This is a genomic window from Arthrobacter sp. TJ-270 (assembly GCF_058269075.1).
The window spans coordinates 361,872-379,966 of the sequence record NZ_JBZCNB010000002.1; the positions used below are offsets into that span (position 1 = coordinate 361,872).

Below are 18,095 nucleotides of genomic sequence, written 5' to 3' on the forward strand. Positions count from 1 at the left end.
GGAGCCCAGGCAACCTCGTTGGCCTCCTGATAGCGCTTTTGCCATCGGATACCAGTAGACCGCTATCCGATGGCAGGAGCGCTATCACAGCGTGTGGGGGAAGCCCGGCACGCGCTCTCCGGCCAGTAGGCTTGGAGGATGACATCCCGTTACTCCAACCTCGAGCGTCCCGGCCTGGACGAGGCCGGCCTGGGTGAGTCGCTGTGCAGCCCACGCGGACCCTACGCCCGGCTGGAGCTGGTGGAGGCGACGGGCTCAACCAACACGGACCTCGCCCGCCATGCCGTCGAGGAACCGCAGGATTGGCCCGACCTCAGCGTGCTCACCGCAGAGGAGCAGACCGCCGGGCGGGGGCGGCTGGACCGCACATGGACGGCGCCGGAACGATCCTCGCTGATCGTCAGCGTGCTTCTGCGGCCCCGTAACACCGAGGGGCGTCCGCTGCCCACGCAGAGCTACGCGTGGATGTCCCTGATGGCGGCGCTCGCGCTCTCGGAAAGCATCGAGGAACGCACCGAAATCGCCCCGCAGCTCAAGTGGCCCAACGATATCCACGTTGACGGCCGCAAGTTGGCCGGTGTCCTTGCCCAACTGGTGCCCGGCGCCAACGCGGAACCGCCCGCCGTCGTTGTCGGTACCGGAGTCAACGTGAGTCTCACCGACCAGGAACTACCGGTTCCCACGGCCACCAGCCTGCTCCTCGAGTACGCCGCCACCACCGACCGCAACGTGCTGCTGAAGGCCTACCTGCGCCGGCTTGCGGCGCACTACCGCGAATTCACAGCCGTCGACGGTGACGCCACGCGCCCCTGGACGGACGGCACCTCGCTGCTCGCGCGGGTCAGTGACCGCATGGTGACTCTCGGGCAGGACGTCCGGGCGGACCTGCCGAACGGCACCGGGATCACCGGCCGCGCAATGAACCTCGACAACCACGGCGCCCTGGTGGTGCGCGACGACGACGGCGAGAGGCACACGGTCTCGGCGGGCGACGTCGTACACCTGCGGCCGCTGACGCTGTAAATGGGCATTCGAACCATGCTCGGCGCGCCGGACGGATCCACATGCGGATAAGACTGGAACCGGGGGAGCGCGTGGTGGTGCGCACCCGGCCGCATCCGCGACGGCTGATCCTTCCCTTCTGCATTGCACTGGTGATTCTCGCCGGCGGCGGTTACGGCCTGGGCTGGTTCAGCCGCACACAGTTGCCGCTCGGCTGGGAGCAATGGGGGCCGGCCGTTGTCACCGGCTTCCTTGTGATCGTGCTGCTGCTCCTGTTCCGGATCTTTATCCGGCCGTTGCTGCAGTGGACCGGTACCCGCTACATCCTCACCAGCCGCAGGCTGATCCGGCGGACCGGCTTCACCCGGCGCAGCGAACGGGAAGTCCGGCTGACGGGAATATTCCAGATCATCATCGAGCAGACCCTCATCGAGCGGCTCACCGGCGGAGGGGGCCTCATCATCGATCTTGGACGGGACCGGTTCCTGTCCTTCACGGAGGTTCCGCAGGTGTACACCTTCAAGCAATACATGGTGGAGGCGATCAGCGATCTCCCATTGACCGCCATGTTCGATGGTGTAGACATGGAAGTTGAGCCGGCGGACGGGACGGAAAACGATGCATGGGACAGGAGTGGTGATGAGCGCCAGCAGCGGCACGGATGGAACTGAAGCGAGCACCGTCTACCCTTCCGCAGATGACCCCGATAACCCGCTGACCCTTTCCATGCCGGTGATCAAGGCAGACCTGCCGCGCGCGCCGGACAAGCTGGACCGCGATGCCATCCGCGAGCTCGAGATCGAACTCCTGGGAGCCGAGCGCACGCTGCGCCGCCGCGACGTGGCCTCCGGCGCCGGCGTGTCACTGCTGTCGGCGCGGAAACTCTGGCGGGCGATGGGCTTTCCCAATATCGGTGACGACGATGTCGCATTCACTGAGAAGGACATGGCGGCACTGACCACGATCATCGAACTGGTGCGCAAGGAACAGCTCACCGAATCGGCGGCGATCTCCATTACCCGCGCGATCGGGCAGATGACCGATCGCATGGTGGTGTGGCAGATCGAGGCGCTCGTCGAGGAGATGGTGGTGCAGCGTGGAATCTCCGACGCCGCTGCCCGGCGCGCGCTCGTCGCGGAGTTGCCGCAGCTGATTGAACCGCTGGAGGAAACACTGGTCTACGCATGGCGCCGCCAGATGAATGCGGCCGTTCAGCGGTTGGCTGTCCGTGCCGAATCCGGGCTCGCGTCCAGCCTCCGAGGACCCGAGGGGCCGGAGGACGACGCGCCGCTGCCCCTGGCCCGCGCCGTCGGTTTCGCGGATCTCGTGTCCTATACAAGCCTGTCCAGGCAGATGAATGAACGCACGCTTGCGCAGTTGGTGCAGCGGTTCGAGAACAAGTGCGCGGAGATTATCTCGGTCGGCGGTGGACGACTCGTCAAGACCATCGGGGATGAAGTGCTCTATATCGCCGAAACGCCGGAGGCGGGCGCGGAAATTTCGCTCGCACTCGCCAAGGCATTTACCGAGGACGATTTGCTGCCGTCCGCCCGCGTATCAATGGTCTGGGGCAGAATCCTGTCCCGGCTGGGCGACATCTACGGGCCCACCGTGAACCTTGCATCGCGCCTGACATCCCTGGCGGAACCCGGAACGGTGCTGATCGACGCGTCCACGGCCGCGACCCTGCGCGACAATGACCGCTTCGTCCTCATGCCCCACAAGGCCCGCACGGTGCGTGGTTTTGGTGAGGTGCACCCGGTGACACTCGCACGTGGGACGGGCACCGGGCTGATTCTCGACTGACGCCCTCTGTCCGCCCGCGTGCTTCGCGGTGAAGTCGCCGTCTGGGCGCCCTTCGTCATAGAATCCGAGATGCGGTCCGGCGAACCAGCATGCAAGCTTGTACGAGGCGAAGGAGCGGAACATCAGACTCACTGTGGGATACGCATCGGACCGGGGCCTCAAGCGTCAGCTGAACGAAGATTCGCTGATTGCCGCCGAGCCGATTTTTGCGGTCGCTGATGGCATGGGCGGCCATGAAGCGGGGGAGGTCGCCTCAGGAATCTGCGTAAGGACGCTCCGTGAGAGCAGCATCATCGGGAAACAGGCACCACAGTTTTCGGTAGCGGAACTCGAGGAACTCCTCCGTACTGCCGACGAACACATCCGTGCTGAAACCGACGGCAGGGCCGGGACCACCGTCTCCGGTGTGGTGTTCGTCGAGGAATCGGGCATGCCGCACTGGCTCTTCTTCAATGTGGGAGATTCAAGGACCTACAAGCTTAATGGCGAGCAGTTCGGGCAGATAACCGTTGACCACTCGGAAGTCCAGGAACTCGTGGACCGCGGTCACATCACGCCGGAACAGGCCGCCGGTCATCCGCGTCGCCATGTGATCACCCGGGCGCTGGGTACGGGAGATGACGCTGAGGCGGACTACTGGCTCATGCCGGTCGAGGTGGGTGACCGCATTCTGATCTGCTCTGACGGGCTGACCACAGAAGTGCCGGAGGAGCGCATCTACGAGCTCGTCACCTCAGTGGCAGACCCCCAGCAGGCAGCAGATGAGCTGGTGCAGGAGACCCTTCGCTGCGGTGCCCGGGACAACGTAACAGTGGTGGTCGTCGATGCGAGCTGATGAACGTCCTGAGGTTGAGCTGCCCGCCGGGGAGGTGCCGAATGACTCCCTGAAGGAGGAGTACGGCCGGCTCGTGGAAGAGGTGCGGCGGCACCGCTTCGCCTACTACAGCGAGAACGCGCCCGTCATTTCGGACGCGGAATTCGATGACCTGTTTCGCCGGTTGGAGGAGATCGAGGCGGAACACCCCGAGCTGATTTCCAATGATTCGCCCACACAGGAGGTCGGCGGCGATGTGTCGGCCGCCTTCGCTCCGGTGAAGCACCTGCAACGCATGTACAGCCTGGAAGACGTCTTCTCCACCGACGAGCTGGAGGCATGGGTCCGGCGTGCCGAGGCGAATACCGAGTCCCAGCGCCCGGGAAGCACAGTCACCTGGTTGACCGAGCTGAAAATCGACGGTCTCGCAGTCAACCTCCTGTACCGCAATGGTGAGCTGATTCGGGCAGCCACCCGCGGTGACGGAACAACGGGTGAGGACATCACGCACAACGTCCTGACCATCGAGACCATCCCGCGCAGGCTCAAGGGTTCCAACCACCCCACCGAGGTGGAGATCCGCGGCGAGGTCTTCTTCCCCTCGAAGGAATTCGCCCAGCTCAACGAGTCGATGGTCGGAGCAGGCAAGGCGCCGTTCGCCAACCCCCGCAACGCTGCGGCAGGCTCCCTCCGCCAGAAAGACCCCGCGCTTACCGCGCAGCGACCGCTGGACATGTACGTGCACGGCATCGGTGCACGTGAGGGGCTCGAGGCCGAAAGCCAGTCGGAGACCTACGGGTTGCTTGAACGGTGGGGCCTGCCTGTCTCGCCGTACTACAAGGTGCTTGGGTCCTACCAGGAGGTCCTCGACTTCATCCGGCACTACGGTGAGCACCGCCATGACCTGCTGCATGAGATCGACGGCATCGTGGTCAAGGTGGACAGCTTCGCCCTGCAGCGCGCACTCGGACACACCTCACGTGTGCCGCGGTGGGCTGTTGCGTACAAGTACCCGCCGGAGGAAGTGAACACCAAGCTCCTCGATATTCGCGTCAATGTGGGCCGCACAGGTCGCGTGACCCCGTTCGGGATGATGGTCCCTGTGAAGGTCGCCGGCTCCACAGTGGAGATGGCAACCCTGCACAACCAGGAGGTCGTGAAGGCAAAGGGGGTGCTGATCGGCGACATCGTGGTGCTGCGCAAGGCCGGAGACGTGATTCCCGAGATCGTCGGTCCGGTAATTGCATTGCGCTCGCGTCAGGATCCGCCGCCCTACGAGTTCGTCATGCCGGCCGAGTGCCCCTCATGCGGGACCCCGCTGGCGCCCGCAAAGGAGGGCGACGTCGACATCCGCTGCCCCAACGCACAGTCGTGTCCGTCGCAGCTGCGCGAACGTGTCTTCCATGTGGCCGGGCGGGGCGCTTTCGACATTGAGGCGCTGGGCTGGGAAGCGGCGATGGCCCTGACACAGCCGGCCGAGCCCGCAGTCCCGCCGTTGACCACGGAGGCGGATCTGTTCAGATTGACACCGGAGAAGCTTGCCGACGTGCGGATCCTTCGCGACAAAAAGGTCAAGGGTGTGGTCAGCGGCCAGGAACTGGTCCCGTATTTCTACTCGCGGGGCACCGCCAAGAAGCCGTCGGAGCCCACTGCCAACACGCGCAAGCTCTTCGCCGAACTGGAAAAAGCGAAATCACAGCCGCTCTGGCGGGTGCTGGTCGCACTGTCCATCCGGCATGTCGGGCCTACGGCTTCACGGGCCCTCGCCACTGCATTCGGGTCCATGGAACGGATCCGCAGTGCCAGTGAGGAGGAACTGGCCAACGTCGACGGGGTCGGCCCAACCATCGCGGCAGCACTGAAAGAGTGGTTCGAAGAGGACTGGCACTGCCAGATCGTCGACCGATGGGCAGAAGATGGTGTCCGGATGGCCGACGAGGTTGACGAGTCCATGCCGCGCACGCTCGAGGGGCTCACCGTCGTCGTCACCGGTTCGCTGGAGGGTTTCAGCCGTGACGAAGCGAAGGAAGCAATAATCCAGCGTGGCGGGAAGGCTTCGGGATCGGTGTCGAAGAACACCAGCTACGTAGTTGCAGGAGAAAACGCGGGGACCAAACTCGACAAAGCCGAGCAACTGGGCCTGCAGGTTCTTGACGAGGACGGTTTCCGGAAACTGCTCGAAGAAGGAAGCGTATGAATACCAGCGCCAGTCCCGCCGAGCTGCTTCACGTCGCGTTACAGGCAGCCGATGCGGGGGCGGCGGTGTTGCAGAAACGCAGCGACGGGGAGCTGCAGGCGGAGAACAAGAGTTCGGACAGTGACTGGGTGACGGCATTCGACACGGCCGCTGAAAGAGCCGTCCGCGATGTGATCTGGCGCTGCCGCCCACACGATGCAATAACTGGCGAGGAGTTCGGCACCACTGTGCCCGAAGGGGCGTCCTCGGGTATCCGCTGGTCCATCGATCCCCTTGACGGCACCACCAACTTCATCCGGAACATCGTCTACTACTGCACGTCCGTGGCAGCGGTGGCCGAGGACGGTACCTGGCTGGCCGGCGTAGTGCACGCGCCCGCACTGAACCGGGTGTACTGGGCGTCCCATGGACAGGGAGCGTGGGTCCGTGAGGCGGGAACGGTCCGGCAGTTGCACGGTCCGGTTCCCGGCCGGCCGGGCACACTTGTGGGCAGCGGGTTCACCTACAACCCCGGACGGCGTTCCCAACAGGTGGGGGAGCTGGGTGAACTGCTCGCGGGGCACGGTGATATGAGACGTCTCGGGTCCGCAGCCCTGGACCTGTGCATGGTCGCCGACGGCACCCTCGATGCCTATGTCGAGCGCGGGCTGAATGAGCACGACTGGGCGGCCGGTGCATTGATCGCCGAGGAAGCGGGCGTGGCTGTGCGTCGACCCGCCCTGTCCTCCGTCCTGGACGGAGGGCCCGACGAAGACGAGCGATTCTCGGCCTTCACGGTGGCGGGTCCCCAGATGGTTGTGGATCTTGCCGAGCGTCTGGAGTCGCGGGTGTGACCGGGGGTAACTTAATCTGATCGTTGCAATGATCTGACACACTCTGATCATTGTTTCAACGCTCGAGGAGGCATCCGTGGACATTACCGTCAGGCAGGCAGAGCCCAGTGAGCTGGGGGATATCCGGCGGATTACTGTCGAGGCCTACTCGGATGCCGGGTACATCGACGACGAGTACGCCTACAACGATATCCTCGCGGGGATCGAGGAAGGGTATGCGGGTGCGTCGCTGCTGGTGGCGGAGTCCGACGGAAGGATTGTGGGCTCGGTGTTCCTCACCAGGCCGGGCGGTGACTTCAGCGACGTCGCCCACGATGGTGAGCTTGAGTTGCGGATGCTCGCCGTGGAGCCTGACAAACAGCACAGGGGAGTCGGTCATTCGCTGGTCGAGGCAGCTATTGACCGTGCGCGCACGGACCCCGATCTGTCGGGGGTGGTCCTGACCATCGGACCAAACATGGACCGGCAGCGGAAACTCTACGAGGACATGAACTTCGTCCGCATTCCCGAACGGGATTTCCTGCTGTCGGAAACCTTCGCGCTCCATGTCTACAAGCTTCAGTTGTAGGAAAGGAATGACCTTCATTATCCGCCGCGTGGTGAACGACGATTACGATGACGTCCGCCGGATCACCAGGGACGCCTACATCAACGCGGGCTACTTCAATGACCCTGACCACCCCTACGTTCAGGTCCTTGCCGATGTGGAGCACCGGGCCGAACACGCCGAGGTGTGGGCTGCGGAGGAGGACGGGGCCGTCGTCGGCTCCTTCGCCATCACCTTCGAAGGTCAGCGGTACACCGACATAGCGCTGGCCGGAGAACTCGAGTTCCGGATGCTCGCGGTGGACCCGACCGTGCAGCGGGGCGGCATCGGACGGCGGATAGTGGAGTGGATCATCGACTACGCCCGCAGCCTGGAGGGAATTGAGGCAGTCAGCCTGACCAGCGGTTCGGACATGGTGCGTGCCCACCGGCTCTATGAGTCCCTGGGGTTCGAGCGCGTGCCGAGCCGTGACTGGTGGGTTCCCGACGAGGACATCCAGCTCTGGGTCTTCAGGCTGCCGCTGCAGGCGCACAGTACTGTTCCTGGTCGCGCATAGACTAGGGGCAGAACCCATTCACATTGCAAGGGGAGAAACATGCCCGAGATCACCCGTGAGGACGTCGCGCATCTGGCACGGCTCGCCCACATCGACATGAGCGCCGAGGAACTGGAGCGGATGACCGGCGAGCTGTCCGTCATCGTTGACTCCATCAAGACGGTGAGTGAAGTGGCCGGTGACGACGTCCCGGCAACCAGCCATCCCATCCAGCTCAGCAACGTCTACCGTGATGACGTCATCGGCGAGACCCTCACCAACGAGGAAGCCCTCAGCGGCGCACCCGACAATGCAGCGGGCCGCTTCAAGGTCCCCGCAATCCTGGACGAGGAGTAGACCATGACAGATCTCACCAGGCTCAGCGCTGCCCAGCTGGCCGAGAAGCTTTCGTCCCGCGAGGTCTCGGCTGTGGAAGCCGTTCAGGCCCACCTCGACCGCATTGGCGAAGTCGATCCTGCAATCAACGCATTCCTCCACGTCAACACCGATGAGGCGCTTCGGGTGGCTTCCGAGGTGGACAAGGAGCGCTCGCTCGGCGACGCCATGCACCCGCTCGCCGGCGTCCCCATCGCCGTCAAGGACCTTATCGTCACCAAGGGCCAGCCCACCACGGCAGGGTCAAAGATCCTCGAGGGATGGCACAGCCCCTATGACGCGACCGTCGTCCGACGGCTCCGAGATGCCAGGATGCCGATCCTCGGCAAGACAAACCTTGACGAGTTCGCCATGGGTTCCTCCACCGAGCATTCCGCTTATGGTCCCACCCGCAACCCCTGGGACCTTGACCGGATCCCCGGCGGCTCCGGCGGTGGATCGGCTGCGGCAGTCGCTGCGTTCGAAGCGCCGCTGGCTCTCGGTACCGATACGGGTGGCTCAATCCGCCAGCCCGGCGCCGTCACAGGCACCGTCGGCGTCAAGCCGACGTACGGCGGGGTCTCCCGGTACGGCGCTATCGCCATGGCTTCCTCACTGGACCAGATCGGCCCCGTATCGCGGACCGTTCTGGACTCCGCACTCCTCCACGAGGTCATCGGCGGTCACGACCCGCACGATTCCACCTCGCTCACCGACCCGGTGGGCGCCCTCGTCGAGGCCGCCCGCAACGCCGACGTCAAGGGCCTGCGCATCGGAGTCATCAAGGAACTGCAGGGCGAGGGCTACCAGGACGGCGTCCAGGCGCGCTTCACCGAAGCACTGGACCTGCTGCGGCAGGCGGGTGCCGACGTCGTCGAAGTTTCCTGCCCGAACTTCAAGTACGCGCTGGGCGCCTACTACCTGATCATGCCCTCGGAGGCATCGAGCAACCTTGCCAAGTACGACGGCGTCCGCTTCGGTCTGCGTGTTGTGCCCGACGGCGCTCCCACGATCGAGCGCGTCATGGGTGCCACCCGCGCGGCAGGCTTCGGCGACGAGGTGAAGCGCCGCATCATCCTCGGCACCTACGCGCTTAGCGCCGGCTACTACGACGCCTACTACGGCTCCGCACAGAAGGTCCGCACCCTGATCCAGCGGGACTTCGACGCCGCCTTCGGTCAGGCCGACGTCCTGATCTCGCCCACCTCGCCCACCACGGCCTTCAAGCTGGGGGAAAAGCTGGACGACCCGCTCGCCATGTACCTGAACGACGTCGCGACCATCCCCGCGAACATGGCAGGTATCCCGGGCATTTCCGTGCCCGGCGGCCTCGCGGACGGCCTTCCCGTCGGCATCCAGTTCCTGGCACCCGCACGCCAGGATGCACGGCTCTACCGGGCAGGCGCCGCACTGGAAGCACTGCTCGAAAACACCTGGGGCGGCCCCCTGCTGGCACAGGCACCCGAGATCGCTGGAGTGAAGTAAATGAGTACTGCAACCGCCGAAATCCTCTCCTTCGAAGAGGCCATGGAGAAGTTCGATCCGGTGCTTGGGTTCGAGGTTCACGTTGAGCTGAATACGCGGACCAAAATGTTTTCCTCGGCACCGAACGCCTTCGGAGACACGCCGAACACCAATGTCACGCCGGTGGACCTCGGCCTGCCCGGCGTCCTCCCGGTGATCAACCGGGTCGCCGTCGAGTCCTCGATCAAGATCGGCCTGGCGCTGAACTGCAAGATCGCTGAGAAGTGCCACTTCGCCCGGAAGAACTACTTCTACCCGGATACGCCGAAGAACTTCCAGACCTCGCAGTATGACGAACCGATCGCTTATGACGGTTCCATCGACATCGAGCTCGCAGACGGCACCGTCTTCACCATCGAGATCGAACGCGCACACATGGAGGAGGACGCCGGCAAGCTCACTCACATGGGCGGCTCCACCGGCCGTATCCAGGGCGCCGAATTCTCGCTGGTCGACTACAACCGTGCCGGTGTTCCCCTCGTGGAGATCGTCACGAAGCCGATCGTCGGCGCGGGCGAACGCGCGCCGGAACTGGCCAAGGCCTACGTCGCAGCCATCCGCGAGATCGTGAAGAACCTCGGCGTATCCGATGCCCGCATGGAACGAGGCAACGTCCGCTGCGACGCGAACGTCTCCCTCAAGCCCAAGGGCCGGGAGAAGTTCGGTACGCGCACTGAGACCAAGAACGTGAACTCGCTCCGTGCGGTCGAACACGCGGTCCGCTACGAGATCCAGCGCCACGCCGCTGTGCTTGACGGCGGTGGCACCATCACGCAGGAAACCCGCCACTGGCACGAAGACACCCGGTCGACGACGGCGGGGCGCCCCAAGTCCGACGCCGATGACTACCGTTACTTCCCGGAGCCGGACCTGGTGCCCGTGGTTACCGACGACGCCTGGATCGAGAAGCTCCGCAGCGAACTCCCCGAACCTCCTGCCGCCCGCCGCAAGCGTCTGCAGGCCGACTGGGGCTATTCGGACGCAGAGTTCCGCGACGTCGTCAATGCCGGCGTCATGGACGCAATCGAGGAGACCGTTGCTGCAGGCGTGAAGCCCGCGACCGCGCGCAAGTGGTGGATGGGTGAAATTTCCCGCCGGGCCAAGGTCGCCGACATCGAACCGGCGGAGCTGGGTGTGACGCCTGCGCTGATCGTGGAGCTGCAGGGCCTGATCGACGCCGGCAAGATCAACGACAAGCTCTCCCGCGAGGTGCTGGACGGCGTTCTCGCCGGCGAAGGCACTCCCACCGAAGTGGTGGCCCAGCGCGGCCTCGAGGTCGTGTCGGATGACGGGGCACTGCTGGAAGCAATCGACGGCGCCCTCGCCGCGCAGCCCGATGTCGCGGACAAGATCCGCGGCGGAAAGCTGCAGGCTGTCGGGGCCATCGTCGGCGGCGTCATGAAGGCGACCCGCGGCCAGGCAGACGCCGGCCGGGTGCGCCAGCTGATTCTCGAACGCCTCGGCGTCGAAGGGTAGCGAAGGCGCACTGGGCGGGGGGACCAGCGTTGGCGAACATGCCGGCAGCGGAGGTGGACATCCCCGCTGAGCTTGTCCTGCGCCTGGTCTCCGAGCAGCACCCCGATCTGGCCGGACTGCCGCTCACCCTGGCTGCCAACGGCTGGGACAACGCGATCTTCCGGCTCGGGGACAACCTCGCCGTCCGCCTGCCACGTCGGCAGGCGGCGGCGCAGCTCATCCGTAATGAGCAGCGCTGGCTCCCGGAACTGAGCCGGGGGCTCGAGGCGGTTACCCCTGTTCCCGTGCGGACGGGCGCTCCGTCGTCGTACTTTCCCTGGTACTGGACCATCACGCGCTGGGTGGAGGGAGCGCTGGCAGCGCACGCAGAACCCGCCCGCCGCTCACACGCCGCCGTCGATCTGGCGCGGTTCGTCAACGATTTCCACCGCCCGGCACCCGCTGATGCCCCGCGCAACCCCGTCCGGGGAGTACCGCTGTCCACCCGGGACGCGGCAGTAGAGCAACGGATCGCCGCAGCCGGACTGTCCCGCGAAGTCCTCGATCTCTGGCGCGTTCTGCGGAATCAGCCCGAGTGGACCGGGCCGCCGCTTTGGCTCCACGGCGACCTGCATGCCGCGAACCTTCTTCTTGACGCGCAGGGGAGGCTCGCCGGTGTCCTCGACTTCGGCGACCTGACCTCGGGAGATCCCGCCACCGACCTCGCCGCGGCCTGGCTCGTCTTCGACCGGACCGGCCGGCGCGCCTTCATCGAAACCATCAACAGCGAACGCCGTCCCGACGACGCAACCTGGCAGCGGGCACGCGGCTGGGCGCTGTGCATGGCCTCGGCCATGGCGGCAACATCTGACGACTCCCCGGTGTTCAAAACCATGGGCACCCGCATTCTGGATGAAGTAATGAACGACGAAGGGCACGCCCGATGAACTTCACCCACGTCTCCCGCGTCCAGGCCGAAGGCGACAACCATGTGATGGAAGATGCCTGCGGCTACCGCGCCAACACCGCCTGGATGGTTGACGGCGCAACCTCCCTGCTTGACGAACTCGACCTCCCCGGCGCGTCCAATCCTTCCTGGTACGCGCAGGTACTCGGGCTCGCGCTGGCGGAAAGCACAGGGCCGGCCAATCCCCGCACCGTTCTGGCCGCGGCACTGGCCAAGGTCGATGAGATCGGCCACCAGCTGGTGGGCACCGAGTCCCAGCGCTTCCCGAGCGCCGCGGTCTCGCTCGTGACAACCGACGACGACGGCGCCCTCTCCGTCCTCAGCCTCGCCGACTGCCATGTAGTCGCCGCCCTGAACAACGGGGAAGTGAAGCACGTGGGACAGGCGCTGGGAGGATCGTCATGGTCACACGAGCAGCTGCGTCAGGCACGGTTGGTCCGGAACACACCGGAGGGCGTGTGGGTGGCCCGCCGCGAACCGGCCGCAGCCGAACACGCCCGGCTGGCAACACTGGAGCCGGCCCACACAGTGGCGCTCGCGTCCGACGGCGCGTGGCGGGCGGTCGATCTCGGGCTCGTGAGCGGACCGGAGGAGTTCCTCGAGGCGGTACAGACACGGATGGGGGCGCAGGAGCTTATGCTGATGCTGCGCACCACACAGGACGAGATCGGTGAAGCTGCCGACGACGCCTCAGTGCTGTGCGTCGCACTGGTGGAGGGATAGCCGCGTTGGCTGAGGGAGAGGGAACAGGAGCGCAATGACTGAGACAGCAGACGTTGTGATCGTGGGCGGCGGTATCGCGGGACTCTCGCTCGCGTCTGCTCTGGCTGGGGATGACCGCGCGGAGACAAGGGTCATCCTCGTCGAGGCGGAGCATTCCCTTGCCTACCACACCTCCTCCCGGTCGGCCCGGCAGCTCATCCCCAGTTACGGTCCCGAAGTCATTCGAATACTGACCGAGCGGACCCTCAGCCTCATCCGGGAACTTGAACAGGACCTCCCCGTGCCGGTGCTGTCGCCACGCAGTTTCATGCTGATCGGCTCCGAGCAAGACGTCGCCGCCCGTGCGAGCGGCGCCATGGAACGCATATTGTGGGACGAGGCGGTCAGGCTCTTCCCGCAGATCGCACCGGCCGCCGAGGAGCAGGGCTACAACGCCGCGGGGCTCGACACCACCGCAGTGGGCTGCAACACCGATTCGCTGCTGGAGTACCACCGAGCCCGCGCCGAGGCAGGCGGCACCACGATCCTGACCGGTGCGCGCGTCCACTCGGTCCAGCGGTTGCGCACGGCATGGGAAATCGGTGCCGGTTCGCAGGCGGTGCACGCCGGCGTCGTCGTAAATGCGGCAGGCGCGTGGGCTGACGAACTTGCCGTCCTGTCCGGGGTGGCGACGCAGGGAATGCGGCCGTATCGGCGGACGGCAGCGGTTGTCGCCGCGAGGAACGTTCCCGCTGCGGATTCACCGATGGTCGCGGCCGCGGATGACAGCTTTTACTTTCGTCGGGAGGGCGACGGTCTGCTGATTTCGCCGGCCGAAACGGTTCCCAGCCCCCCGGAGGATGCGCAGCCCCGGCCGGAGGATCTTGACGCCCTGATCACCCGGCTGGACGCCGTCACCTCATTGGGTATCGGGCCGGTGATGCGGGCGTGGACCGGGCTGCGCACCCAGGTGGCAGACGGTCTTCCCGTCGCAGGATTCGATCCGGAGGCTGAGGGATTCTTCTGGCTGGCGGGCCAGGGCGGCTACGGGTTCCAGACGTCGTCGGCTATCGCAGAGCTGGCAGCCGCGTTGATCGCCGGGACCGGCGCAGATTCGGGCACGGACTTGGACCTCACGTCGGCTCTCGCTGCCGCCCGGTGAGCTAGCTCAGCCGGTTCTGCATCGCTGAAGAGCGCGGTTTCGCCGTCGGTGGACAGCGCACCGCATCCCGGCAGTGCCGGCGGGACTAAAGTACAAGCATGAAGTTTGAAGAGACTCCGCTGCCCGGGATTGGCGTGCGGAAGGACATCGTAACCGCGTCAGGCAGGCGAATCGGAACGGTCATACAGCGTGACGGCGAGACGGAGCTCATTGTGTCCCGCGCCGATGACCCGGATGCGTGCCTGGCGTCGATTCCCTTGACGGCGGAGGAAGCAGCAACCCTCGGTAACCTGCTGGGAGCACACCAGCTCGTGGCGCAATTGACTGAGGAACACCGGGACCTGCCGGGGGTCAACACGCGGCAGTTCCTGATCGAGGTGGATTCGCCGTATGACGGGCGGAAGCTCGGAGACACCAAGATGAGAACCCGGTCGGGCGTCTCGATCGTCGCGATTCTCCGTCGGGGGCAGGTGCAGGCATCACCCACTCCTGACTTCCTTATCGGGGCAGGTGATCTGCTGGTCGCAGTGGGTACGTCCGAAGGGCTCGACGCCGCCGCCGAGATTCTGCGCGGCGGCTGAGCCGCCCGTGGGGAATCATAGTGCGCTGGTCCTCATCGAGTTGGGTGCTATTTTCCTTGGGCTGGGTCTTCTTGCCCGGCTCGCGGGCCGGATCGGACTCTCACCCATCCCGCTCTACCTGATCGGAGGCTTGTTCTTCGGCCAGGGCGGCCTCGTCGAACTTGAGGGGCTCGAGGAGTTCAGCGAGATCGCCAGTGAGATCGGCGTCATCCTTCTGCTCCTGCTGCTGGGTCTCGAGTACACAGCGGGGGAACTGGTGACGGGACTCAAGCAGTCCTGGATGGCCGGCGTGGTGGATATCCTGCTGAACTTCGTGCCCGGCGCGCTGGTAGCGCTGGCACTGGGCTGGGGCCCTGTTGGTGCGCTGGTCCTCGGTGGCGTGACGTACATTTCGTCCTCCGGCATCATCGCCAAGGTATTGACGGACCTCGGGCGGCTCGGAAACAGGGAGACACCGGTGGTTCTCTCCCTGCTTGTCTTCGAGGACCTCGCCATGGCGGTGTACCTCCCCATCCTGACGACCGTCCTTGCCGGAGTGAGCTTCGCCGGCGGACTTCAGGCGGTCGGCGTCTCGCTTGTGGTGGTCACCGTGGTCCTGGTGATCGCCCTTCGGTTCGGCAACACCGTGTCCGCGATCGTCGATTCGAAGGATCGCGAGGTCTTTCTGCTGACCCTGATCGGTGGAGCGCTGCTCGTTGCCGGGTTTGCCTCGGCCATGCAGGTCTCGGCTGCGGTCGGAGCGTTCCTGCTGGGCATCGCAATTTCCGGTGCAACTGCAACCAACGCCACCCGCATCCTGGAGCCACTGCGTGACCTCTTCGCGGCCATCTTCTTCGTGGTCTTCGGCCTGAACACTGATCCCTCGACCATCCCGCCGGTGTTGGGCTACGCGTTGCTGCTGGCCGCAATCACAGCCGTGACAAAGGTGATTACGGGTTGGTGGGCAGCGAAGCGCCGCGGAGTCGGCCCGCTGGGCCGTGCCCGTGCCGGCGCCGCGCTGATTGCCCGAGGTGAGTTCTCCATCGTGATCGCTGGCCTGGCGGTTGTCTCCGGAGCCGTCACCGACGAGCTTGCCGCACTTGCAACAGCCTATGTGCTGCTCATGGCGATCAGCGGGCCGATTGCGGCACGGCTCGCCGAACCCGCCATGAACCTGTTCCTGCGCAGAGGAACCCGCACCGCGTCAGCCACGTAACGCAGAGGGTGACTTTGCGGTGTCCGAATGATTGCATTTCGTAGTCGAAACTGCGGGTGAGCGAAGGGCTATTGCCCGAGCCGTAACGGTTGAATGCCGATGGGTTGCCGGCCGGATCTTCTTCTTTTGTGCAGCCCTACGATGATCCCACCAATTCCCTTCGAAAGGTGGTGCATCATGCACACACTCCGTGCGCTGCTGGCGAGTCTGCTCCTCATTGTCGGATTCGGACTGGTAGCGCCAAGCCCCGCCTCCGCGGCTCCCTACTGCGGAATCACGTGGGGCTCACTCGCAAAGACCAGCACGGCCTACACGGGCGCGCCAGTGGTCAATGCGAGGGCCGGCCGCCACGCCTGCTTCGATCGGCTCGTGATCGATATGCGCGGCAAGGGCGCCGGCTACACCGTCCGGTACGTGAAGGCCGTCGTCGGGACCTCCGGTCTGCCTACCCCGCTCCGGGGTGGGGCTGACATCCAGGTGACCGTCAACGCGCCGGCCCACGACTGGCGATACAACCCAACTTATAGCCCAGTCATCAGGTCAGAAGCGGTCAACGTTGCAGGCTTCTCGACCTTCCGTCAGGTGGCTTACGTGGACAGCTTCGAGGGCCGTACAACGTTCGGTCTCGGCGTCCGCGCCCGCCTCCCGTTCCGGGTCTTCACCCTCGACGGACCGGGAACCTCATCCAGGCTGGTTATCGACGTGGCCCACCGCTGGTAGGGGCTACCGCCCCCACCCCTCCAGCGGTGCCGTCACATAATGGCGCTCCGAGTTCCTCGGAGCGCCATTGTTACGGCACCTGAAGGGCGGCAGGAGCAGCTACGCCAGCGGTTCGTCCAGAACGCGGTCGACGGCGGCAAGCACCACACCAGCCTCCACCAGCTTCCGCACGGCTTCGATCTCCGGTGCGAGGTACCGGTCCGTTCCCGGTCCCTCGACCACCTCGCGGATGGCAGCGCGAGCGGCGTGGATGGGGGCCGAACTGCAGGAGGTGCTGAGTCCGCCGTCGCGCGCGTCGAGGGCACGCGCCGCGGTCAGCAGCTCGATAGCCACCACCCGCGTCAGCCCATCCAGCGCGCGCCGCAGCTTCAGGCCCGCAGCCCAGCCCATCGACACGTGGTCCTCCTGCATGGCCGAGGAGGGAATGGAGTCAACCGAGGCCGGGACCGCCAGGCGCTTGAGCTCGGACACGATTCCAGCCTGCGTGTACTGGGCGATCATGTGGCCGGAATCCACGCCCGGATCGTGTGCCAGGAACGGGTTGAGACCGTGATTGCGGCTCTTGTCGAGGAAACGGTCCGTGCGGCGTTCGCTCATCGAGGCAAGGTCCGCGACGGCGATCGCGAGGAAGTCGAGGGAGTAGCCGATCGGCGCGCCATGGAAGTTGCCGTTCGACTCGACACGCCCGTCGACGGTGACTACCGGATTGTCGATAGCGGAGCCCAGCTCAATCGCAGCAACTGACTCCACGTGGGCCAGCGTTGCCCTCGCGGCGCCGTGGACCTGCGGCGCACAGCGCAGCGAGTAGGCGTCCTGGACCCGGGTGAACCGGTGCGCGCTGCGTTCGGCCGAGGCATGCTCGCCGATGAGCCGCGACCCGGCGAGCACCCGGCGGATGTTCGCCGCGGACGTGACCTGGCCCGGGTGAGGGCGAAGCTGGTGCAGGTCCTCCGCGAACACGCTGTCGGTCCCCAGCAGCCCCTCCACGCTCATGGCCGCGGCAAGGTCCGCTGTCCGCAGCAGCCGGTGAAGATCGGCGGAGGCAAGAACAAGCATGCCGAGCATACCGTCGGTTCCGTTAATGAGGGCGAGGCCCTCCTTCTCCCGCAACTCCACCGGGGCAATACCGGCGGCCTCGAGGGCCTTGCCGGCAGGGACCAGCACGCCGTCGTCGTTCCGTGCCTCACCTTCGCCCATGAGAGCCAGCGCAACGTGTGAGAGCGGGGCGAGGTCGCCGGAGCAGCCGAGCGACCCGTACTCACCGATCACCGGCGTGATCCCGGCGTTCAGCATGTCCGCGTAGGTCTGTGCGACCACCGGCCGCACGCCCGTCCGCCCGGTGGCCATGGTTGAGAGCCTGCCCAGCATCAGCCCGCGCACCACCTCCCGGTCGACTTCCGCGCCCGAAGACGCCGCGTGGCTCCTGATGAGGCTGCGCTGGAGGTGTGTGCGCTCCTGGACGGGGATGTGCTTCGTGGCCAGGGCGCCGAAGCCGGTGGACACGCCGTAGTGCGGGATGGGGTCGTCGATGAGGGAGTCGATCACAGAACGGCTGGCTTCCATGGCGGCCAGCGAATCCTCGCTGAGCTCCACCCGGGCACCATGCCGTGCTACGGCCACAACGTCCGCGGGGGCCAGTGCCTCGAGGCCTATCGTCACCGTGGTCGTGTCTCGCATGCC

At 65.6% G+C, this 18,095-nt stretch carries 18 protein-coding genes; 17 read left to right on the top strand and 1 reads right to left on the bottom strand.

Going from position 1 to position 18,095, the window contains the following annotated elements; translation table 11 throughout:
- Window positions 1–138: 138 nt before the first annotated feature.
- From AC4D2M_RS06325 to AC4D2M_RS06405, 17 genes are all read left to right on the top strand, one after another.
- Window positions 139–1,023 (top strand): biotin--[acetyl-CoA-carboxylase] ligase, encoded by an 885-nt coding sequence (locus AC4D2M_RS06325; protein WP_490890757.1) that lies wholly within the window; start codon window positions 139–141, stop codon window positions 1,021–1,023.
- Window positions 1,024–1,064: 41 nt separating this feature from the next.
- Window positions 1,065–1,673, top strand: coding sequence for a PH domain-containing protein (locus tag AC4D2M_RS06330; RefSeq protein ID WP_490890758.1), 609 nt, complete (start codon window positions 1,065–1,067; stop codon window positions 1,671–1,673).
- A 55-nt stretch (window positions 1,674–1,728) separates the two neighbouring features.
- Entirely contained in the window at window positions 1,729–2,808 is a 1,080-nt protein-coding gene (locus AC4D2M_RS06335) for an adenylate/guanylate cyclase domain-containing protein (protein WP_490890945.1), read from the top strand.
- A 97-nt stretch (window positions 2,809–2,905) separates the two neighbouring features.
- Window positions 2,906–3,643, top strand: a complete 738-nt coding sequence (locus AC4D2M_RS06340) for a PP2C family protein-serine/threonine phosphatase (protein WP_490890759.1) — start codon at window positions 2,906–2,908, stop codon at window positions 3,641–3,643.
- Window positions 3,633–5,819, top strand: coding sequence for an NAD-dependent DNA ligase LigA (ligA, locus tag AC4D2M_RS06345; protein ID WP_490890760.1), 2,187 nt, complete (start codon window positions 3,633–3,635; stop codon window positions 5,817–5,819). Before AC4D2M_RS06340 ends, ligA begins: the two co-directional genes overlap by 11 nt.
- Window positions 5,816–6,652, top strand: a complete 837-nt coding sequence (locus AC4D2M_RS06350; protein WP_490890761.1) for an inositol monophosphatase family protein — start codon at window positions 5,816–5,818, stop codon at window positions 6,650–6,652. Before ligA ends, AC4D2M_RS06350 begins: the two co-directional genes overlap by 4 nt.
- Window positions 6,653–6,728: 76 nt before the next feature.
- Window positions 6,729–7,220, top strand: a complete 492-nt coding sequence (locus tag AC4D2M_RS06355; protein ID WP_490890762.1) for a GNAT family N-acetyltransferase — start codon at window positions 6,729–6,731, stop codon at window positions 7,218–7,220.
- Window positions 7,221–7,227: 7 nt separating this feature from the next.
- A complete protein-coding gene (locus AC4D2M_RS06360) occupies window positions 7,228–7,755 on the top strand; it encodes a GNAT family N-acetyltransferase (RefSeq protein ID WP_490890763.1) in 528 nt (175 codons plus the stop codon).
- 39 nt (window positions 7,756–7,794) lie between these two features.
- Entirely contained in the window at window positions 7,795–8,091 is a 297-nt protein-coding gene (gene gatC / locus AC4D2M_RS06365) for an Asp-tRNA(Asn)/Glu-tRNA(Gln) amidotransferase subunit GatC (protein ID WP_490890764.1), read from the top strand.
- 3 nt (window positions 8,092–8,094) lie between these two features.
- The gene (gene gatA / locus AC4D2M_RS06370; protein WP_490890765.1) at window positions 8,095–9,594 is read left to right on the top strand and encodes an Asp-tRNA(Asn)/Glu-tRNA(Gln) amidotransferase subunit GatA; all 1,500 of its coding nucleotides are present in this window, start codon (window positions 8,095–8,097) and stop codon (window positions 9,592–9,594) included.
- Window positions 9,595–11,109, top strand: a complete 1,515-nt coding sequence (gene gatB, locus AC4D2M_RS06375; protein ID WP_490890766.1) for an Asp-tRNA(Asn)/Glu-tRNA(Gln) amidotransferase subunit GatB — start codon at window positions 9,595–9,597, stop codon at window positions 11,107–11,109.
- A gap of 38 nt (window positions 11,110–11,147) precedes the next feature.
- Window positions 11,148–12,035 (top strand): aminoglycoside phosphotransferase family protein, encoded by an 888-nt coding sequence (locus tag AC4D2M_RS06380; protein WP_490890767.1) that lies wholly within the window; start codon window positions 11,148–11,150, stop codon window positions 12,033–12,035.
- On the top strand, window positions 12,032–12,778 hold the full coding sequence (locus AC4D2M_RS06385; protein ID WP_490890768.1) for a hypothetical protein: 747 nt from the start codon (window positions 12,032–12,034) through the stop codon (window positions 12,776–12,778). The genes AC4D2M_RS06380 and AC4D2M_RS06385 overlap by 4 nt, the downstream gene beginning before the upstream one ends.
- 34 nt (window positions 12,779–12,812) lie before the next feature.
- Window positions 12,813–13,919, top strand: a complete 1,107-nt coding sequence (locus tag AC4D2M_RS06390) for an NAD(P)/FAD-dependent oxidoreductase (protein WP_490890769.1) — start codon at window positions 12,813–12,815, stop codon at window positions 13,917–13,919.
- Window positions 13,920–14,017: 98 nt separating this feature from the next.
- The gene (locus AC4D2M_RS06395) at window positions 14,018–14,500 is read left to right on the top strand and encodes a cation:proton antiporter regulatory subunit (RefSeq protein WP_490890770.1); all 483 of its coding nucleotides are present in this window, start codon (window positions 14,018–14,020) and stop codon (window positions 14,498–14,500) included.
- A gap of 7 nt (window positions 14,501–14,507) precedes the next feature.
- Entirely contained in the window at window positions 14,508–15,695 is a 1,188-nt protein-coding gene (locus tag AC4D2M_RS06400) for a cation:proton antiporter (protein ID WP_490890771.1), read from the top strand.
- Between the two features lie 177 nt (window positions 15,696–15,872).
- Window positions 15,873–16,415: an AMIN-like domain-containing (lipo)protein gene (locus AC4D2M_RS06405; RefSeq protein ID WP_490890772.1), complete on the top strand. Its 543-nt coding sequence runs from the start codon at window positions 15,873–15,875 to the stop codon at window positions 16,413–16,415.
- A gap of 99 nt (window positions 16,416–16,514) precedes the next feature.
- Here AC4D2M_RS06405 and hutH read toward each other — a convergent pair whose 3' ends face one another.
- Complete coding sequence (gene hutH / locus AC4D2M_RS06410; RefSeq protein ID WP_490890773.1) at window positions 16,515–18,092, bottom strand: histidine ammonia-lyase; 1,578 nt, start codon at window positions 18,090–18,092, stop codon at window positions 16,515–16,517.
- Window positions 18,093–18,095: the final 3 nt, after the last annotated feature.